At 72.3% G+C, this 15,235-nt stretch carries 16 protein-coding genes and 1 riboswitch; of the genes, 8 read left to right on the plus strand and 8 right to left on the minus strand.

Annotation, left to right across the window (positions count from 1 at the left end; genetic code table 11):
- Positions 1-11: 11 nt before the first annotated feature.
- Positions 12-236, plus strand: coding sequence for a (2Fe-2S)-binding protein (locus tag WBG99_RS26805; RefSeq protein WP_338898748.1), 225 nt, complete (start codon positions 12-14; stop codon positions 234-236).
- A 1-nt stretch (position 237) separates the two neighbouring features.
- Here WBG99_RS26805 and bfr read toward each other — a convergent pair whose 3' ends face one another.
- Entirely contained in the window at positions 238-717 is a 480-nt protein-coding gene (gene bfr, locus WBG99_RS26810) for a bacterioferritin (protein WP_184895151.1), read from the minus strand.
- Between the two features lie 175 nt (positions 718-892).
- Here bfr and WBG99_RS26815 point away from each other — a divergent pair, with 175 nt between their 5' ends.
- Positions 893-1,540: a sulfite oxidase-like oxidoreductase gene (locus WBG99_RS26815; protein WP_338898749.1), complete on the plus strand. Its 648-nt coding sequence runs from the start codon at positions 893-895 to the stop codon at positions 1,538-1,540.
- A 16-nt stretch (positions 1,541-1,556) separates the two neighbouring features.
- Here WBG99_RS26815 and WBG99_RS26820 read toward each other — a convergent pair whose 3' ends face one another.
- The 5 genes from WBG99_RS26820 to thiO form a co-directional block, all read right to left on the minus strand.
- Complete coding sequence (locus tag WBG99_RS26820) at positions 1,557-2,456, minus strand: deoxyribonuclease IV (RefSeq protein WP_338900503.1); 900 nt, start codon at positions 2,454-2,456, stop codon at positions 1,557-1,559.
- Between the two features lie 584 nt (positions 2,457-3,040).
- Positions 3,041-4,960, minus strand: a complete 1,920-nt coding sequence (gene pknB, locus WBG99_RS26825) for a Stk1 family PASTA domain-containing Ser/Thr kinase (protein ID WP_338898750.1) — start codon at positions 4,958-4,960, stop codon at positions 3,041-3,043.
- Between the two features lie 165 nt (positions 4,961-5,125).
- Positions 5,126-5,920: a thiazole synthase gene (locus WBG99_RS26830; RefSeq protein WP_338898751.1), complete on the minus strand. Its 795-nt coding sequence runs from the start codon at positions 5,918-5,920 to the stop codon at positions 5,126-5,128.
- 4 nt (positions 5,921-5,924) lie between these two features.
- On the minus strand, positions 5,925-6,125 hold the full coding sequence (gene thiS / locus WBG99_RS26835) for a sulfur carrier protein ThiS (RefSeq protein ID WP_338900504.1): 201 nt from the start codon (positions 6,123-6,125) through the stop codon (positions 5,925-5,927).
- A gap of 14 nt (positions 6,126-6,139) precedes the next feature.
- Entirely contained in the window at positions 6,140-7,315 is a 1,176-nt protein-coding gene (gene thiO, locus WBG99_RS26840) for a glycine oxidase ThiO (protein WP_338898752.1), read from the minus strand.
- Positions 7,313-7,424, minus strand: a riboswitch (TPP riboswitch). (Overlaps the previous gene by 3 nt.)
- 51 nt (positions 7,425-7,475) lie before the next feature.
- Between thiO and WBG99_RS26845 the strand changes: the two genes are divergently transcribed.
- The 6 genes from WBG99_RS26845 to WBG99_RS26870 all read left to right on the plus strand — a co-directional run bounded on the left by WBG99_RS26845 (position 7,476) and on the right by WBG99_RS26870 (position 12,483).
- Positions 7,476-7,877 carry a hypothetical protein gene (locus tag WBG99_RS26845; RefSeq protein WP_338898753.1) on the plus strand — a complete coding sequence of 134 codons (402 nt, stop codon included), beginning with the start codon at positions 7,476-7,478 and terminating at the stop codon, positions 7,875-7,877.
- 32 nt (positions 7,878-7,909) lie between these two features.
- Complete coding sequence (locus WBG99_RS26850; RefSeq protein WP_338898754.1) at positions 7,910-9,139, plus strand: FAD-dependent oxidoreductase; 1,230 nt, start codon at positions 7,910-7,912, stop codon at positions 9,137-9,139.
- A gap of 137 nt (positions 9,140-9,276) precedes the next feature.
- Positions 9,277-9,642, plus strand: coding sequence for an Rv2175c family DNA-binding protein (locus WBG99_RS26855; RefSeq protein WP_338898755.1), 366 nt, complete (start codon positions 9,277-9,279; stop codon positions 9,640-9,642).
- A gap of 141 nt (positions 9,643-9,783) precedes the next feature.
- Positions 9,784-10,428, plus strand: coding sequence for a thiamine phosphate synthase (thiE, locus tag WBG99_RS26860; protein ID WP_338898756.1), 645 nt, complete (start codon positions 9,784-9,786; stop codon positions 10,426-10,428).
- A gap of 127 nt (positions 10,429-10,555) precedes the next feature.
- Positions 10,556-11,479, plus strand: coding sequence for a methylenetetrahydrofolate reductase [NAD(P)H] (gene metF, locus WBG99_RS26865; protein WP_338898757.1), 924 nt, complete (start codon positions 10,556-10,558; stop codon positions 11,477-11,479).
- 56 nt (positions 11,480-11,535) lie between these two features.
- Positions 11,536-12,483 carry a hypothetical protein gene (locus WBG99_RS26870; RefSeq protein ID WP_338898758.1) on the plus strand — a complete coding sequence of 316 codons (948 nt, stop codon included), beginning with the start codon at positions 11,536-11,538 and terminating at the stop codon, positions 12,481-12,483.
- Between the two features lie 34 nt (positions 12,484-12,517).
- Here WBG99_RS26870 and WBG99_RS26875 read toward each other — a convergent pair whose 3' ends face one another.
- Positions 12,518-14,050: an NAD(P)/FAD-dependent oxidoreductase gene (locus WBG99_RS26875; RefSeq protein ID WP_338898759.1), complete on the minus strand. Its 1,533-nt coding sequence runs from the start codon at positions 14,048-14,050 to the stop codon at positions 12,518-12,520.
- A gap of 544 nt (positions 14,051-14,594) precedes the next feature.
- Positions 14,595-15,227: a TetR/AcrR family transcriptional regulator gene (locus tag WBG99_RS26880; RefSeq protein ID WP_338898760.1), complete on the minus strand. Its 633-nt coding sequence runs from the start codon at positions 15,225-15,227 to the stop codon at positions 14,595-14,597.
- Positions 15,228-15,235 lie beyond the last annotated feature (8 nt).

A 15,235-nucleotide genomic window follows, 5' to 3' on the forward strand; every position in this document is an offset into this window, starting at 1 on the left:
AGGTGGACCGCGTGTACGTCTGCAGTTGCTTCGGCGTCACCGAGCAGCAGGTCAAGAAGCACCTGGCGGACGGCGCCTGCACCCCGCGCCAGATCGCGTCCGCCTGCAAGGCGGGCACGGACTGCGGTTCCTGCGTACGCCGGATCCAGGCGATCCTGGGCCGGGGCGCGTGCCCGCGCCGGGGCCTGGCCGAGCGGGCCGAGCCGGTCCTCGCCGAGCTCGACGAAGCGGCGTAGCTCAGCTCTCCGGCTGCTCGATGAGCTGCGCGATGTAGAGCGCCTCGCCGAGCTTCTCCAGCAGTTCCAACTGGGTGTCGAGGTAGTCGATGTGGTGCTCCTCGTCCGCCAGGATCGACTCGAAGATGTTGGCGGACGTGATGTCGCCCTTGTTGCGCATCACCTCGATGCCGCGCTTGAGGCGGTCGATCGCCTCCACCTCGATCTGGCGGTCGGCCTCGAACATCTCCTTGACCGTCTGGCCGACCCGGACGTGGAACAGCCGCTGGTAGTTCGGCAGCCCGTCCAGGAACAGGATCCGGTCGGTGAGCACCTCCGCGTGCTTCATCTCGTCGAACGACTCGTGCCGCGTGTACTTCGCGAGCTTCGTCCAGCCGAAGTTCTCCTGCATCTTCGCGTGCAGGAAGTACTGGTTGATCGCGGTCAGCTCGGCGGTCAGCTGCTCGTTGAGGAATTCGATGACCTCGGGGTCGCCCTGCATCGCAGAGGCTCCTTCCAGGCGGGGGAACGGGGAGGTTGCGCCGCGATGATTGCACCGCCATCGAAGATCGTCCAGTAAGTGCAAGCTTAGTAAGTAAGTGCAGCCTTAGTTCGAAATGCCCGAGTCGGGTCGACCCTGGTCATGTGCACCACTCGGGGTCTGTCAGGATGGAGTCATGGGTCAGCCGGTGGAACGCGAGTCAGGAGATCGCGCATCTGAGAACGCGACGTCGTCGCAGCTTCCGCCGGGCCAGCGGCTCCAGCGCGGCTGGCCGGTCACGCACTACGGCCCCGTCCCCAAGTTCCGCCCCGAGCGCTGGGACTTCGGGGTCTTCGGCGCCACCGCCGACGGCGAGAAGCGCAGCTGGACCCACGACGAGTTCACCGCCCTGCCGTACGCCTCGGTCGTGGCCGATCTGCACTGCGTGACGAAGTTCAGCATGGTCGGCGCCGAATGGGGCGGCATCCCGGCCCGTACGATCCTTGAGACCGTGCCGCCCGCCTCCGAGGTCACCCATGTGATGGTGTGGGCCGAGTACGGCTTCAGTTCCAACCTCCGCCTCACCGACTTCGCCTCCGACCGCGCCATCTTCGCCACCCACAAGGACGGCGAACTCCTCACCGCCGAACACGGCTTCCCCCTTCGCCTCGTCGTCCCCCACCTGTACGCCTGGAAAGGCCCCAAGTGGGTCCGCGGCATCGAGTACATGACCGCCGACCGCCGCGGCTTCTGGGAGGAGCGCGGCTACCACAACATCGGCGACCCCTGGCGGGAGCAGCGCTACTCGTACCAGGAGGAGTCGGGGGAGGGTCCCGAGCTCTGATCCGGCGACGGCCGAGTCAACCGTCCCGGAGCTTCTTCAGGCGTTCCACGTCCGCCGCGTGGCCCTCCTTGCCGCCGGGGGTCTCGATGATCAGGGGGACGCCCGCGGTGGCGGGGTGGGTCATCAACGCGCGGAACGGGGCCTCGCCGATGTGGCCGGATCCGATGTTCTCGTGGCGGTCCTTGTGGGCGCCGACCACGTCCTTGGAGTCGTTGGCGTGGATCAGCCTCAGCCGGCCCTCCCCGACGGTGTCCACCAGCAGATCGAGCGTCCGGTGCATGCCGCTGGGCCCGGTCAGGTCGTGGCCCGCCGCGAAGATGTGACAGGTGTCCAGGCAGACACCCAGCCTCGGGTGGGCGTCCAGCGCCTCGAAGTACGGGCCGAAGTCCCAGGTTCGCGAGCAGAGCGAAGCCCCCTGTCCGGCGGTCGACTCCAGCAGCAGATACGGGTCGTCGTCATGGGTCAGCTCGTCCAGCAGCGGCAACAGGACCTCCCGCACCTGCTTCAGCGCCACCGACCTGTCCCGCCCGCCGGTCGCGCTCCCCGTGTGCACGACCACCCCCAGCGCGCCGATCTCCCGCCCCCGGCGCAGCGAGTGCCGCAACGACTCCACGGACTTCTCCACCGTCGCCTCGGTGTGCGAGCCGAAGTTGATCAGGTACGGCGCGTGTACGTACGCGGGGATCGCCTCCGTGGCGCAGGCTGCCCGGAACTCCTCGTCCTGCCGGGGGCTGCCGCCCGGCGTCGCCCAGCCGCGCGGATTGGCCACGAAGACCTGCACCGCCTCGGCCTGCAGGTCCCGGGCGTAAGTCAGCCCGACGGAGCTCAGCCCTCCGGCGACGGGGACATGGCCCCCGACGGGGTTGCGGAGGAGACCGGGTCTGCGGGGGGAGGGGCTCTGACCGGTGGGGGACACCGGCTGACCGGCGGAGGAGGCCGGCTGACCGGCGTACGGGGCGGACCGGGTGCCGGAAGGGCCGGAGAGGCCGCGGGACTGCTGAGTGCTCACGGCGTCAAGGGTGTCATGCGGCGCTGGGCGCTCGGCCGGCAGTCGTGTGGGGCGGGTGGTGGGTGGTCGTGTGGCGCGGGGCGTGCGGTCTCACGGGCGTGCGGCGTGGGGTGTCCGGTCGGTCGTCGCGTGGTGCGGGGCGTGCATGCGGGGCGGCCTGTGACGTGTCGTCGGCGTCGCGGTCGCGGTCGCGTGGCGTGCGGGCGTCCGGCGGTGATGGGGCGCTTGGTCGGTGGTCGTGCGGCGCGCGGGGTGTCCGGTCGGTGGTCGTGTGGCGTGGGGTGTCTGGACACGGTAGTGCGGGGCAGCGGTCGGTGGTCGTGCGGTGCGGAGCGTGCGGTCTCCGGTCATGTGGTGCGGGGGCGCTCGCCCGGCGGTCTTGCGCGCGGGGGCGTGCGGTCGGTGGTCGTGTGGGCGCGGGGGCGCCCCCGCCGGTGGCTGTCGGCGGGGCGGTCGTGTCTCTCGCGTGTGCCGGCGGCTGGCCGGCCCCGTCAGCCGACCTTGATCTTGATCGTCGATCCCTTGGGAGCCGTGTCGCCGCCGGTCACCGACTGGCTCTTGACCTCGTTGCCGAAGAGCCCGAAGAACCCTCGGTCCTCCTCGACCTCGAAGCCGGCTGCCCGCAGCTTCCGGGTCGCCTCGTCGACGCTGTCGCCCACGACGTCGGGGACCTCGACCATCACGGGCCCCTTGGAGATCGTCAGGGTCACGGTGTCGCCCTCGCCGGCCTGCTTGCCCTCTCCCGGCGCCTGCTCGGCCACGAGCCCCTTGTCGAACTCGGAGTTGACCCGGTTCGAAGCGATCTTCACCTTGAGGCCCGCCTCCTCCAGCTCGGCGGTGGCGTCCTCGACCGAGGCGCCGGTCACCTCGGGCACCTCCACCGGCGCACCCCGGCTGACCACGATCCGGACGGCCGCGCCCGAGGAGACCTCGGTGCCGGCGCCCGGCTGGGTGCTGATCACCTGGCCCCTGACGACCTCGTCGCTGAACTCCCGTGTCACCAGGCCCGGTTCGAGCCCGTCGTCCTTCAGCCCGGTCTTCGCGAGGTCCAGCCGGTAGCCCCGCAGGTCGGGCACCTCGACGGTCTCCCGGCCCTTGGATACCGTCACCGTCACGGTGTCGTTGTCCCGGATCCGCTCGCCGGGCGCCGGGTCGGTGCCGATGACCTTGCCGCGCTCGACGGTGTCGCTGAACGCGCGCTTGATGTCGACGTCCAGCCCGGCGCCGTCGAGCCGCTTCGTCGCGTCCGCCTCGCTCTGCTGCAGCACCGCCGGGACCTGGGTGAACTGGCCCGAGTTGATGTACCAGACGCCCCCGCCCACCCCGAGTACGAGCAGCACGGCGACGACGATCGCGAGGAGACCGCGCCGAGGCGCGCCACCGCCGCGGGTGCGTCGGGGCGGTGGCGGCGGCGACTCGAACCGGCTCGTGCGGTTCAGCAACCGTCCGGGGTCCTCCGGCACCGACCGCGACACGGACAGAGAGAGCGGGATCACGCTCGTCCGGTCCTCCGCGTTGTCGTGGTCGCCGGCCATCGCCTGCGGCGGCATCGCGTCCAGCTGCTCGCCGCTGAGCCCGGCCCGCGCCTGACGCGTCTGCGCGAGCAGCGCGACGGCGTCGTAGGGCCGTAGCTCCGGATTGCGGGCGGTCGCCCAGGCGACCAGCTCGTCCAGCTCGTACGGCAGCCCGGGCACCGCGGCCGACGGGGGCGGCACGTCGTCGTGGAGCGCGTGGTAGAGCACCTGGGCGGGGGAGTCCCCACCGTGCGGTTTGCCGCCGGTGAGCATCTCGTACAGCATCACGCCGCACGCGTACACGTCGACGCGGGTGTCGGTCGTGCCGTGCTCCAGCTGCTCGGGGGCGAGGTAGGCGACGGTGCCGAGAACGGCGCCCGTGGTGCTGGTGACGGTGTCCACGGCCCGGACGAGCCCGAAGTCGGCGACCTTGACCCGGCCGTCGTCCCCTATCAGCACGTTCTCCGGCTTCATGTCCCGGTGCACGAACCCGGCGCGGTGCGCGGCACCGAGCGCGGCGAGCACCGGCTCCAGGATGTCCAGCGCCGCCCGGGGCTGCAGCGCCCCGCGCTCGCGCAGCACGTCACGGAGGGTGCAGCCGGCGACGTACTCCATCGCGAGGTACACGTACGAGCCGTCGGTGCCCTGGTCGTAGACCCCCACCACGTTCGGGTGCGACAGCCGCGCCACCGACCTGGCCTCACGGATGAACCGCTCGACGAACGTCCCGTCGGCCGCCAGCGTCGGATGCATCACCTTGAGCGCGAGCACGCGGTCGAGGCGGGTGTCCACGGTCCGGTAGACCGTGGCCATCCCGCCGACCGCGATCCGCGCCTCGACTCGATACCGGCCGTCGAGCACCTGGCCGACAAGCGGGTCCTGAAGGGTCGTGTCCACGCAGGTGAGTGTACGAGCCGCCACCGCCACCCCCTGTCGGTCCCATGGCGGGCGGGACGTACTGCAGCAGACCTGTGACCGAGACCGGAAGGCCGTGACAGGCAGGTGTCCGGCATATCTCGCTCGCACGTTCGAGCGAGGCTGGTGGGGCGGGTGAGATCCGACTCAGAACGCCGGCCGTTCCGGATCCAGCCGTGCCAGCCCCTCGCCCGGCGACGACGCCTGCGCGAAGTGGCGCCGGGGGATCCGCCCCGCCCGGTACGCCAGCCGCCCCGCCTCCACCGCGTGCCGCATCCCCTCGGCCATGAGCACCGGCTCCTGCGCCCGGGTCACGGCCGAGGCGAGCATGACGCCCGCACATCCCAGCTCCATCGCGAGGGCGACGTCCGACGCCGTCCCGGCACCCGCGTCGAGAATCACCGGCACGCGCGCGTGCTCGACGATCAGCCGGAAGTTGTGCGGATTGCGGATCCCGAGCCCGGACCCGATGGGCGACCCGAGCGGCATGATCGCGGCACAGCCGACGTCCTCCAGCTTCCGCGCGAGGACGGGGTCGTCGCTGGTGTACGGCAGTACCGTGAAGCCGTCGTCGACCAGTGTCTCGGCGGCGTCCAGCAACTCGATCGGGTCGGGCAGCAGAGTCCGCTCGTCGGCGATGACCTCCAGCTTGACCAGCGAGGTGCCGAGCGCCTCGCGCGCGAGGCGGGCGGTCAGCACGGCCTCGCCCGCCGTGAAACAGCCGGCCGTGTTGGGCAGCACCCGGATGTCGAGCCGGTCGAGCACGGACAGGACCGAGCCGTGCACCGAGGTGTTCACCCGGCGCATCGCGACCGTCGTCAGCTCCGTGCCGGAGGCCATCAGCGCGCGCTCCAGGACGTCGAGGCCGGTGGCGCCGCCGGTGCCCATGATCAGGCGGGACGAGTAGGTCGTACCGCCGAGGACGAAGGGGTCGTCTGCCATGGGATCAGCCTCCTTGGACGGCGGTGAGGACCTCGACGCGGTCCCCCTCGGAGAGAGCGGTGGACGCCCACCGCGCGCGCGGGACGACGGTTTCGTTGAGCGCGGCGGCGACCCCGGAGGGGGACGCGGTGAGCGTCCGCACCAGCGCGTCCAGGGCGGTGCCCGCGGCGATCTGCCGCCGCTCTCCGTTGACGAGGACGCCCAGCGTCCCGGTGGCGCTCATACGGGCTGCTCCACGAGTGTGCGGGACGCGCCGGCGCGGAACCGCAGCGGCGTGAAGTCGCGGGCCTCCTGCGGCAGCTCGCCGCTGGTCAGGGCGTACGCCATGACGTCGCCGGTGACCGGGGTGAGGAGCACCCCGTTGCGGTAGTGGCCCGTGGCGAGGAGCAGGCCGTCGAGTTCGGTGGGGCCGAGGAGCGGCGCGTTGTCGGGGGAGGCGGGACGCAGTCCCGCGCGGGTCTCGGTGAGCGGGAGCTCGGTGATCCCGGGGACGAGTTCATGGGCGTCGCGCAGCAGTTCGTACACCCCGCCCGCGGTGACCGTCGTGTCCCAGCCCTGCTCCTCGCTGGTCGCGCCGACGACGAGTTCGCCGTTCTCGCGCGGCACCAGGTAGACGTGGCTGCCGCGGACCACGGCCCGCACGGTCCGGCTCAGGAAAGGCGCGTACGGCTTCGGCACGGTCAGCCGCAGCACCTGCCCCTTGACCGGCCGCACCGGCGGCAGCACCTCGGCCGGCACCCCGGGGAGCCGCCCGCTGAGGCTGCCCGCGGCGAGGACGACCTGCCCGGAGGCCAGCTGGTCACCGTCGCCGGCCCGAACCCCGGCGGCCCGCTCCCGGACCACCGACAGCTCCTCGGCCCAGGCCCGGTGGAACGCCACCCCGGCGCGCTCGCAGGCCGTGACGAGGGCCCTGGAGAGCCGCCTCGGGTCGATCTGATGGTCCCCGTCGACGCGCAGCCCGCCGCGCACGCCCGGCGCGAGCATCGGCTCCAGACGGCGGCATTCGCGGCCGCTGAGCCACTCCGACGCGAGGCCCGACCGGTAGTGCAGGGCGTGCAGTTCCCGCAGATGGGCGCGGTCGTCGGCGTCCAACGCGACGGCGAGCGTGCCGGACCGGCGGTAGCCGAGGTCGAGGCCGGTCGCCTCCGTCAGCTCGGCTGCGAAGTCCGGATAGCGCCGCGCGGACTCCAGGTTGAGCCCCAGCAGCGTCTGTTCGCCGTAGTGCAGCTCGGTGACCGCGGCGAGCATCCCGGCCGCCACCTGGGCGGCACCGCCACCGGGCTCGGGGTCCACCACGGCCGTGGCGAACCCGCGCTGCGCGGCCCGCCAGGCCGTCACCAGCCCGATGACGCCGCCCCCCACGACGAGGACGTCTGACGTGTGCGTACGCGACATGGGCGTCCAGCCCCTCCCTTCGCCGGCATGACCCGGATCAGGTTCGTACGGTCGGAGGCCGCCAGCCTCCCTCTCAGCCCGGTGCGTCCGGGCTCCCGCGAGTGCTTACGCTGGCCACCCTAGCCCGGTACCGCACGCCTCGGTAAGGGAGCCTCCGCGTATGCCCCGCTCGCTCGACGGTCTCGTCCTCGCCCCGGTCGCGGACCAGGCCCCAGGCCAGGTGGGCACCCGCACCCGGTTCGCGTACCACGAGAAGGACGGCGAGATCTGGGCCGCGTACGCGGGCGGCGACGTCGTACGCGGTCACCTCGTCGGCACCCGCGAGGGCGACCGGCTGGACTTCCGGTACGTGCAGCTGAAGAGCGACGGGACCACCGCGTCCGGGCACTGCGTGTCCCTGGTCGTCGAACTGCCCGACGGACGGGTCCGCCTGGAGGAGACCTGGGAGTGGGAGTCGCAGCCGGGCAGCGGGACGAGCGTGGTGGAACAGGTGGAACAGGTGGAACAGGTCGACGAGACTGTGGGCGGACTCACAGAGAGCGACCGCCGGCCCACCGGCTGACTGACTGACTGTCAGGTGTCTATGGTGAGCTGGTGAGCGAGCAGACGCAGCACAGGGGCGGCCCGGCGGCGCGGCGCGTGGTCGTCGTGGGCGCGGGGATGGCCGGGGTACAGACCGCGGTGGCCCTGCGCGAACAGGGCTTCGACGGCGATGTGACACTGATCGGCGCCGAGCCCCACCAGCCGTACGACCGGCCGCCGCTGTCCAAGGCCGTGCTGCTCGGCAAGTCCGAGGGCTCCGCCTTCGACGTCGACTTCGAGGCGCTCGGCATCGAACTCCGGCTGGGCCGCGAAGTGGCGGGCCTGCGCCCCGCCGACCACGAACTCGACACGCCCACCGGCCCCGTCCCGTACGACGTCCTGGTCCTCGCCACCGGCGCCGAACCGATCCGTCTGCCGGGCGCCGAGGGCGTGCCCGGGGTGCACCTGCTGCGTACCCTGGACGACGCCGAGCGGCTGCGGCCCGTGCTGGCCCGGCAGCACGACATCGTGGTCGTGGGCGCGGGCTGGATCGGCGCCGAGTTCGCCACGGCCGCGCGCGAGGCGGGCTGCGCGGTGACGGTCGTCGAGGCGGCCGACCGCCCGCTCGCGGGCGCGCTCCCCGCCGAGGTGGCCGCGCCGATGACCGCCTGGTACGCCGACAGCGGCACCACCCTGCGCACCCACGCGCGCGTGGAACGCGTCGAGCCCGGGACGGTGATCCTGGACGACGGCACCCGGGTGCCCGCCGGTGCCGTGGTCGTCGGCATCGGCGCGCGCCCGGCGACGGCCTGGCTGACGGGCTCGGGCATCGAGCTGGGCGCCCACGGCGAGGTGGTGGCCGACGACCACCTGCGCGCCTCCGCGCGGGATGTCTACGCGGTCGGCGACTGCGCCTCCTTCCCTTCGGGAAGGTACGGCCGACGTCTCCTCGTCCACCACTGGGACAACGCCCTCCAGGGCCCCCGCACGGTCGCCGCGAACATCCTCGGCGAGACCCCCGAGACCTACGACCCGGTCCCGTACTTCTGGTCCGAGCAGTTCAGCCGCTTCGTCCAGTACGCCGGCCACCACGCCTGTGCCGACACCACCCTCTGGCGCGGCGACCCCACCGGCGCGGCCTGGACCGTCTGCTGGCTCCGCGCCTCCCGCCTCGTCGCCCTCCTCGCCGTGGGCCGTCCCCGCGACCTGGCCCAGGGCCGCCGCCTGATCGAGGCGGGCACGCCGATGAACCCGGAGCTGCTGACGGACCCGGCGAGACCGCTGAAGGCGGCGACGGCGTAGCGCGGGCACGTCTTCCCCGTGGCCGCCCTCTCCGCCTCCTTCCGGCGTTCCTTCGCCGGGGGCGGAGCACCCCGGTCGGCCCCCGCCGGAGGCGGCTCGGCTACCCAGTGTCAGTCCCAGATGGCAGTCTTGGTGACGTGACCGAGATTGACGCAAAGATCGATGCTCTCGTCCCCGCGTGGCTGACCCTCCCCGACATCGCAGAGATGCTGGACGTCGAGGTGACGCGCGTGCGGCAGCTGGTGAAGGAAGGCCAGCTCATCGCCGTACGCCGTGGTGAGAACCGCGCGCTGCACGTCCCCGCCGCCTTCATCGACGGGGACCGGGTGGTCAAGGGCCTGTCCGGCACCCTGACCCTGCTGAGGGACGACGGCTTCACCGACGAAGAGATGCTGGAGTGGCTCTTCACTCCGGACCCCAGCCTGCCCGGCACCCCGGCCCAGGCCCTGAGCGAGAATCGCGGCACGGAGGTGAAGCGCCGCGCCCAGGCGCTCGCCGTCTGACCGGGGACACCTGACACCTGACATATCCGAAACACCGCGACACCTGGAACAGCCGCCTGTGCGGTGTACGGGAGCCGGGCCCGCGAGGGGCGCGGTCCCCGTACACCGCACCGACACCGCTCCGCCACGGGGGACTCTCGCATGCCCGACACCGCCGCACACCTCGCCGACGCCCGGCTCTACCTCTGCACGGACGCCCGCAAGCGCCAGGGCGACCTCCCGCAGTTCCTGGACGCGGTCCTGGGCGGCGGCGTGGACATCGTGCAGCTGCGCGACAAGGGCATGGAGGCCGCCGAGGAACTGGAACACCTCCAGCTCCTCGCGGACGCGTGCCGCCGGCACGGGAGGCTGCTCGCCGTCAACGACCGCGCGGACGTCGCCCACGCCGTCGGTGCGGACGTCCTGCACCTCGGTCAGGGCGACCTTCCGGTCCCCGCCGCCCGCGCGATCCTCGGTGCGGACGTCCTCATCGGCCGCTCCACGCACGCCGAGGCGGAGGCCTCGGCCGCGGCCGTCCAGGAAGGCGTGGACTACTTCTGCACGGGCCCCTGCTGGCCCACCCCCACCAAGCCCGGCCGCCACGCCCCCGGCCTGGACCTCGTGCGGTACACCGCGGCCCTCGGCACCGACCGCCCCTGGTTCGCCATCGGCGGCATCGACCTCGGCAACCTCGACGAGGTCGTCGAGGCGGGCGCCCGCAGGGCCGTCGTCGTCCGGGCGATCACGCTGGCCGACGACCCCGGAGCCGCGGCAGCGGAGTTCGCCAAGCGGCTGCGCGCCCTCTAGTGCCACGGCACCAGCGTGCCCCCCGCTCCCGGCCGCCTGCGTCCAAGGCGTGGACAACAGATCGGCAAAACGGTCAAAACGCCCTGCTCTGGTTGGGGGACGGTCCTGACCTGGCTAACCTGCCGATATGGCCCTAGGAACCGCTTCCACCAGGACTGATCGCGCACGCACCGTGCGTGACATGCTCGCCACGGGCAAGACCACGTACTCGTTCGAGTTCTGGGCACCCAAGACCGAGAAGGGCGAGCGGAACCTGTGGAACGCCCTCCGCAGGATCGAGGCGATCGCGCCCAGCTTCGTCTCCGTGACGTACGGCGCCGGCGGCTCCACCCGGGCCGGCACGGTGAAGGCGACCGAGCAGATCGCCGCCGACACCACCCTCACCCCGGTCGCCCACCTCACCGCGGTCAGCCACTCCATCGCCGAGCTGCGCAACATCATCGGCCAGTACGCGGACGCCGGGATCCGCAACATGCTCGCGGTCCGCGGCGACCCGCCCGGCGATCCCATGGGCGAGTGGGTATCGCATCCGCAGGGCCTGACGTACGCCGCCGAACTCGTCCAACTCATCAAGGAATCGGGCGACTTCTGCGTAGGTGTCGCGGCCTTCCCGGAGATGCACCCGCGCTCCGCCGACTGGGACAGCGACGTGGCGCGCTTCGTCGACAAGTGCCGGGCCGGCGCCGACTACGCGATCACGCAGATGTTCTTCCACCCGGACTCGTACCTGCGTCTGAGGGACGCGGTGGCGAGCGCCGGCTGTGACACCCCCGTCATCCCCGAGGTCATGCCGGTCACCAGTGTGAAGATGCTGGAACGGTTGCCTCAGCTCAGCAACGCTGCCATCCCGAACGTCCTGAAAGAGCGGATCGTCACAGCCAAAGACGATCCGGTCGCTGTACGCTCCATTGGCATCGAGTTCGCCACGGAGTTCTGCGCGAGGCTGCTGGACGAGGGAGTCCCCGGACTTCACTTCATCACCCTGAACAACTCCACCGCGACTCTGGAAATCTACGAGAACCTGGGCCTGCACCATCCGCCACGGGCCTAGACCGGTCGCACTCGCGTACGACACACTGCGGAGCGGCTACAGGGAGAGGGGCGTACATGGGCTGGACGGTCCTCTACATCGCGTTCGGCGTCGTCGCGTTGTGGCTGCTGGGTGAGGTGCTGCTGCAGTACAAGGCGCGGCTGCGCTGGCGGTTGCTCGCCTTCGCCGGTTTCCTCGGTGTCGTCCTCGGTGTACTGATCCCCAACGTGTTCGTCATCGCGCTGGGCGCGGTCGGGTTCGCGATCGGGCAGACCTTTGTGACGCTGTCGTTCCGCCGTGGTTTCGAGGCCGGCTGGGCCGTCCGCCCGCGTCCCGGTGAGGGCGAGGACGGCGGCAGGAGCGCCAAGGCCGGCAAGAAGCGGCGGCGCGGCGAACCGGAGCAGGACCCGGCCCTGGATGCCGCCGACCCGGAGACCGTGGCTGCCGGAACATACCGCCAGACCGAGGACCCTTTCGGCCACGACGACCACGGCGACCACGACGACGACGTGTTCGTCCGCCCGCAGTCCACGCCCTCTCCCTCCACGACCGGGGCGAGCACCGTCTACTCCCCGGAGCCCCTGCCCGACGACACCAGCTCGTACGGTGTCTACGGCGACGACAACGCCTACGCCGACGGGCGGCCCCACGCGAGCGCCGACCAGTCCGCCCAGGACGAGGCCTTCGCCTACTACGGGTACGACCAGCAGAGTTACGGCTACGACCCGGCCCAGCAGCAGTACGCCGCCTACTCCGACCCGTACATCGGCACGCAGACCTACGACGCCACCGCCTCGTACGACCAGTCCTACGGCCAGCAGGGATACGGTCAACAGGGCTACGGCCAGGACCAGTACGGCAACGGCGCGTACGGGGGCGACACCCCGCCCGGCGGTGTCTGGGTCCCGCAGCAGCGCAACACCGACGACCCCTTCGGCTCGGACCTCCCGGCGGACCAGCAGTACCCGTACCAGGGGAACGGCAACGGCGGGAACGGGTTCGACGAGCAGCAGTACCGTTTCTGAACCGCCGCCGGGGCCCCGCGCGAGCCCCGGCGTCTCACTGTGAGCCGCGGAAGTCCGGTCCCTCCACGATCAGTCCGGCCACCAGCGCGCCCGACATGCCCGCGTGCGGAAGCCCGCCGCCGGGGTGGGACCAGCCGCCGACCAGGTACAGACCCGGGAAACGGGCCGCGTTGGACGGGTGCAGGAAACGGCCGTCGGCCGCGGCGAGCGCCGGCGGCGGGACGGCCCCGTGCTCGGCACCCGTCTCCCGGGCGGTGTCGGCCGGGGTGCGCACCTCGCGCCAGAGCAGCCGCTCCCGCAGGCCGGGCACGGCGGCTTCGGCGGCGGTCACGAGCAGCTCCGCGCACCGCTCGGCATGGTCGCCCGCCCCCCAGTCGATCTCGGTCGGCACCGCCGCCGACACGGTGACGGACTCGTGCTCGTCGTCCGGGCGCAGCGCGGGGTCGTCCGGGCGCAGCACGGTCACCGTGAGCGGCACCGGGTCGTCGGTGTCACGCAGGTGGCTCAGGAAGTCCAACTCGGCGGTCCGGTCGGGCGCGTGCACGACCGTGCGGTGCGCGGCGCCGGCCTCGCGGGCGCCGCGCAGGGCCAGCAGAACGGTGAGCCGGCCGGACGGCGACGACTCCAGGTCAGGCCGTACGTCGCCGTCTCCCTGGATGTCGTGGTCCGTCAGGCCGTTGAGCCGTACCGGATCGATGCCCGCGACGACGTGGTCCGCCTCCGTCACCGCCCGGCCCCCGAAGTCCACCTCTGCCGCGAGCTCCACCCCGGCCGCCCGGCCGTCCTTCTCGGCGATCCCCGTGACCTCGGCGTCGAAGACGAACTCGACCTTCCGGGCCAGGCACCGCTCGTACAGCGCCCGCGCCAACTCCCGTATGCCGCCCCGGACGTACCAGGTGCCGAAGGCGTGGTCCAGATACGGCAGGACCGCCGCGCCCGCCGGGGTGCTCCGGGGGTCCAGGCCGCAGGCGAGGGCGTGGCTCTCCAGCAGGGCGGTCAGCCGGGAGTCGCGCAGCTCCCAGGCGCCGACCTCGGCGAGGGTGCGGGCGCGACGGGTGCGCAGCAGACGCTTGTGGGGCACGGCGGGGTACGGCTCGCGCTCGCCGAGCACCCGCCAGTCGGCCCACAGCGGCTCCTCCAGCAGGGGCCGCCGGATGCGGTCCCATGCCTCGCGGGCCCGCACCAGGAAGTCGCCCCAGCGGTCGCCGGCGCCCGAGCCGAGCGCGGTGTCCAGGGCGGCGACCACGCCCGCGCGTGAGGCGTTCGGCAGCGACACCACCGTGCCGTCCGCGAAGACGTGCCGGGCCGCCGGGTCCACCTGGACCAGGTCGACGCACTTCTCCAGCGGCTCTTTGCCGGTCTTGAGGAACAGGTCGCGGTAGACGGCGGGCAGCGGCAGCAGCCCGGGGCCCGTGTCGAACACGAAGCCGTCGCGCTCGAAGCAGGCCACGGCTCCGCCGTATGTCGACGTGCGCTCGAACACCACCACCCGGTGGCCCGCGACGGCCAGCCGGGCTGCAGCCGCCATGGCGCCCAGCCCGGCGCCGATCACCGCAATCCTTGCCATGTGAGCGACCTTATCGGCCGCCGCTGACAGTCCGATCTCGCGGGAGAGCTCGGGTGGTCGCGGTCGCGGTCGCGTTGGCGGCTGCGGGGCGGGCGTGGCTTGTCGCGCGGTTCCCCGCGCACCTACGGGCGCCGCGTGGCCCCTGGGGCGAGTAGATGCGCGGGCGCGATCGTCACCAATCGGCGACAGCCGGTTCTGGGGGTGAGTGCGCAGGCCTGAGTACGCGTACCCAGTGGGGGAGATGAGTAGGTGCGCGGATGGGCCCCGACCTGCGGGAACGGGAGAGTGGAGGCACGGGAGGGGGCGCGGCTCCGGCACCGCCGACACGGGGCGGCGGAACGGCTCTCGCGCTCTTGACCGCTCCCTCCGCCGACGTGGTCGCCGAGATCGCCGAGCGTGACGAGTCGGCGGGAGCGAGGCACGGGGGAGAACGGGGGAACGGGGCAGCGCCGGTTCGAGGTGGCCCGCGGGGGACGCGGCCAGTTCGGACCGGCGCTCTCGCCCGCGCCCGGCCCGGCTGCTGCCGGGCCCCGGTGCCGCGTCACTAGCGGTCGCCGCTCACCCGGCCCTGCAGCAGCCGGGACAGTGCCGCGTGGACGTCGTCCAGGGAGCGCTCCGGCTGGAAGGCCTTCCAGTCCAGGGCGGCTACCAGGACCATGCCGACCAGGGCCGACGCCGTCAGCCCGACGTCGATCTCGTCGCTCAGCTCGCCCCCCTCGACGCCTTCGCGCAGCACCCCCTCGACGACGGCGACCGCCTCCTGCCGGACGACCAGCAGCGTGGACTGCCAGGCCCGGTTGGTGCGCCACAGCTCGGCCACGTAGAGCTGGGTGAAGGACGGGTAGCGGTCGATGAAGACGAGCCCGGCCCGGATCATCGCGTCGAGGGCGTCGACCCGGGTGCCGCCCTCTCCCGCCGTCCGCTCGGCCGCCTCCCGGAGGGAGGCGGTGAGGAGTCCCACGCCGTGCCGCAGCAGCTCCTCGAAGAGGACCGACTTGCTCGCGAAGTTGTAGTAGACCGTGCCTTTGGCGACGCCGGCGCGCTCGGCGATCTCGTCCACCGTGGTGGCGGAGAACCCCTGCTCCGCGATAAGGGTGACGGCCGCCTCGTAGAGTTTCTGCCGGGTCGCCTCGCGGCGGCCCCCGCCTGCGCCGCCGGGGGCGTTGCTGCTTTCCATGGCCCTGA

Origin of the sequence: Streptomyces sp. TG1A-60, from assembly GCF_037201975.1 — a bacterium.
GTDB lineage: Bacteria > Actinomycetota > Actinomycetes > Streptomycetales > Streptomycetaceae > Streptomyces.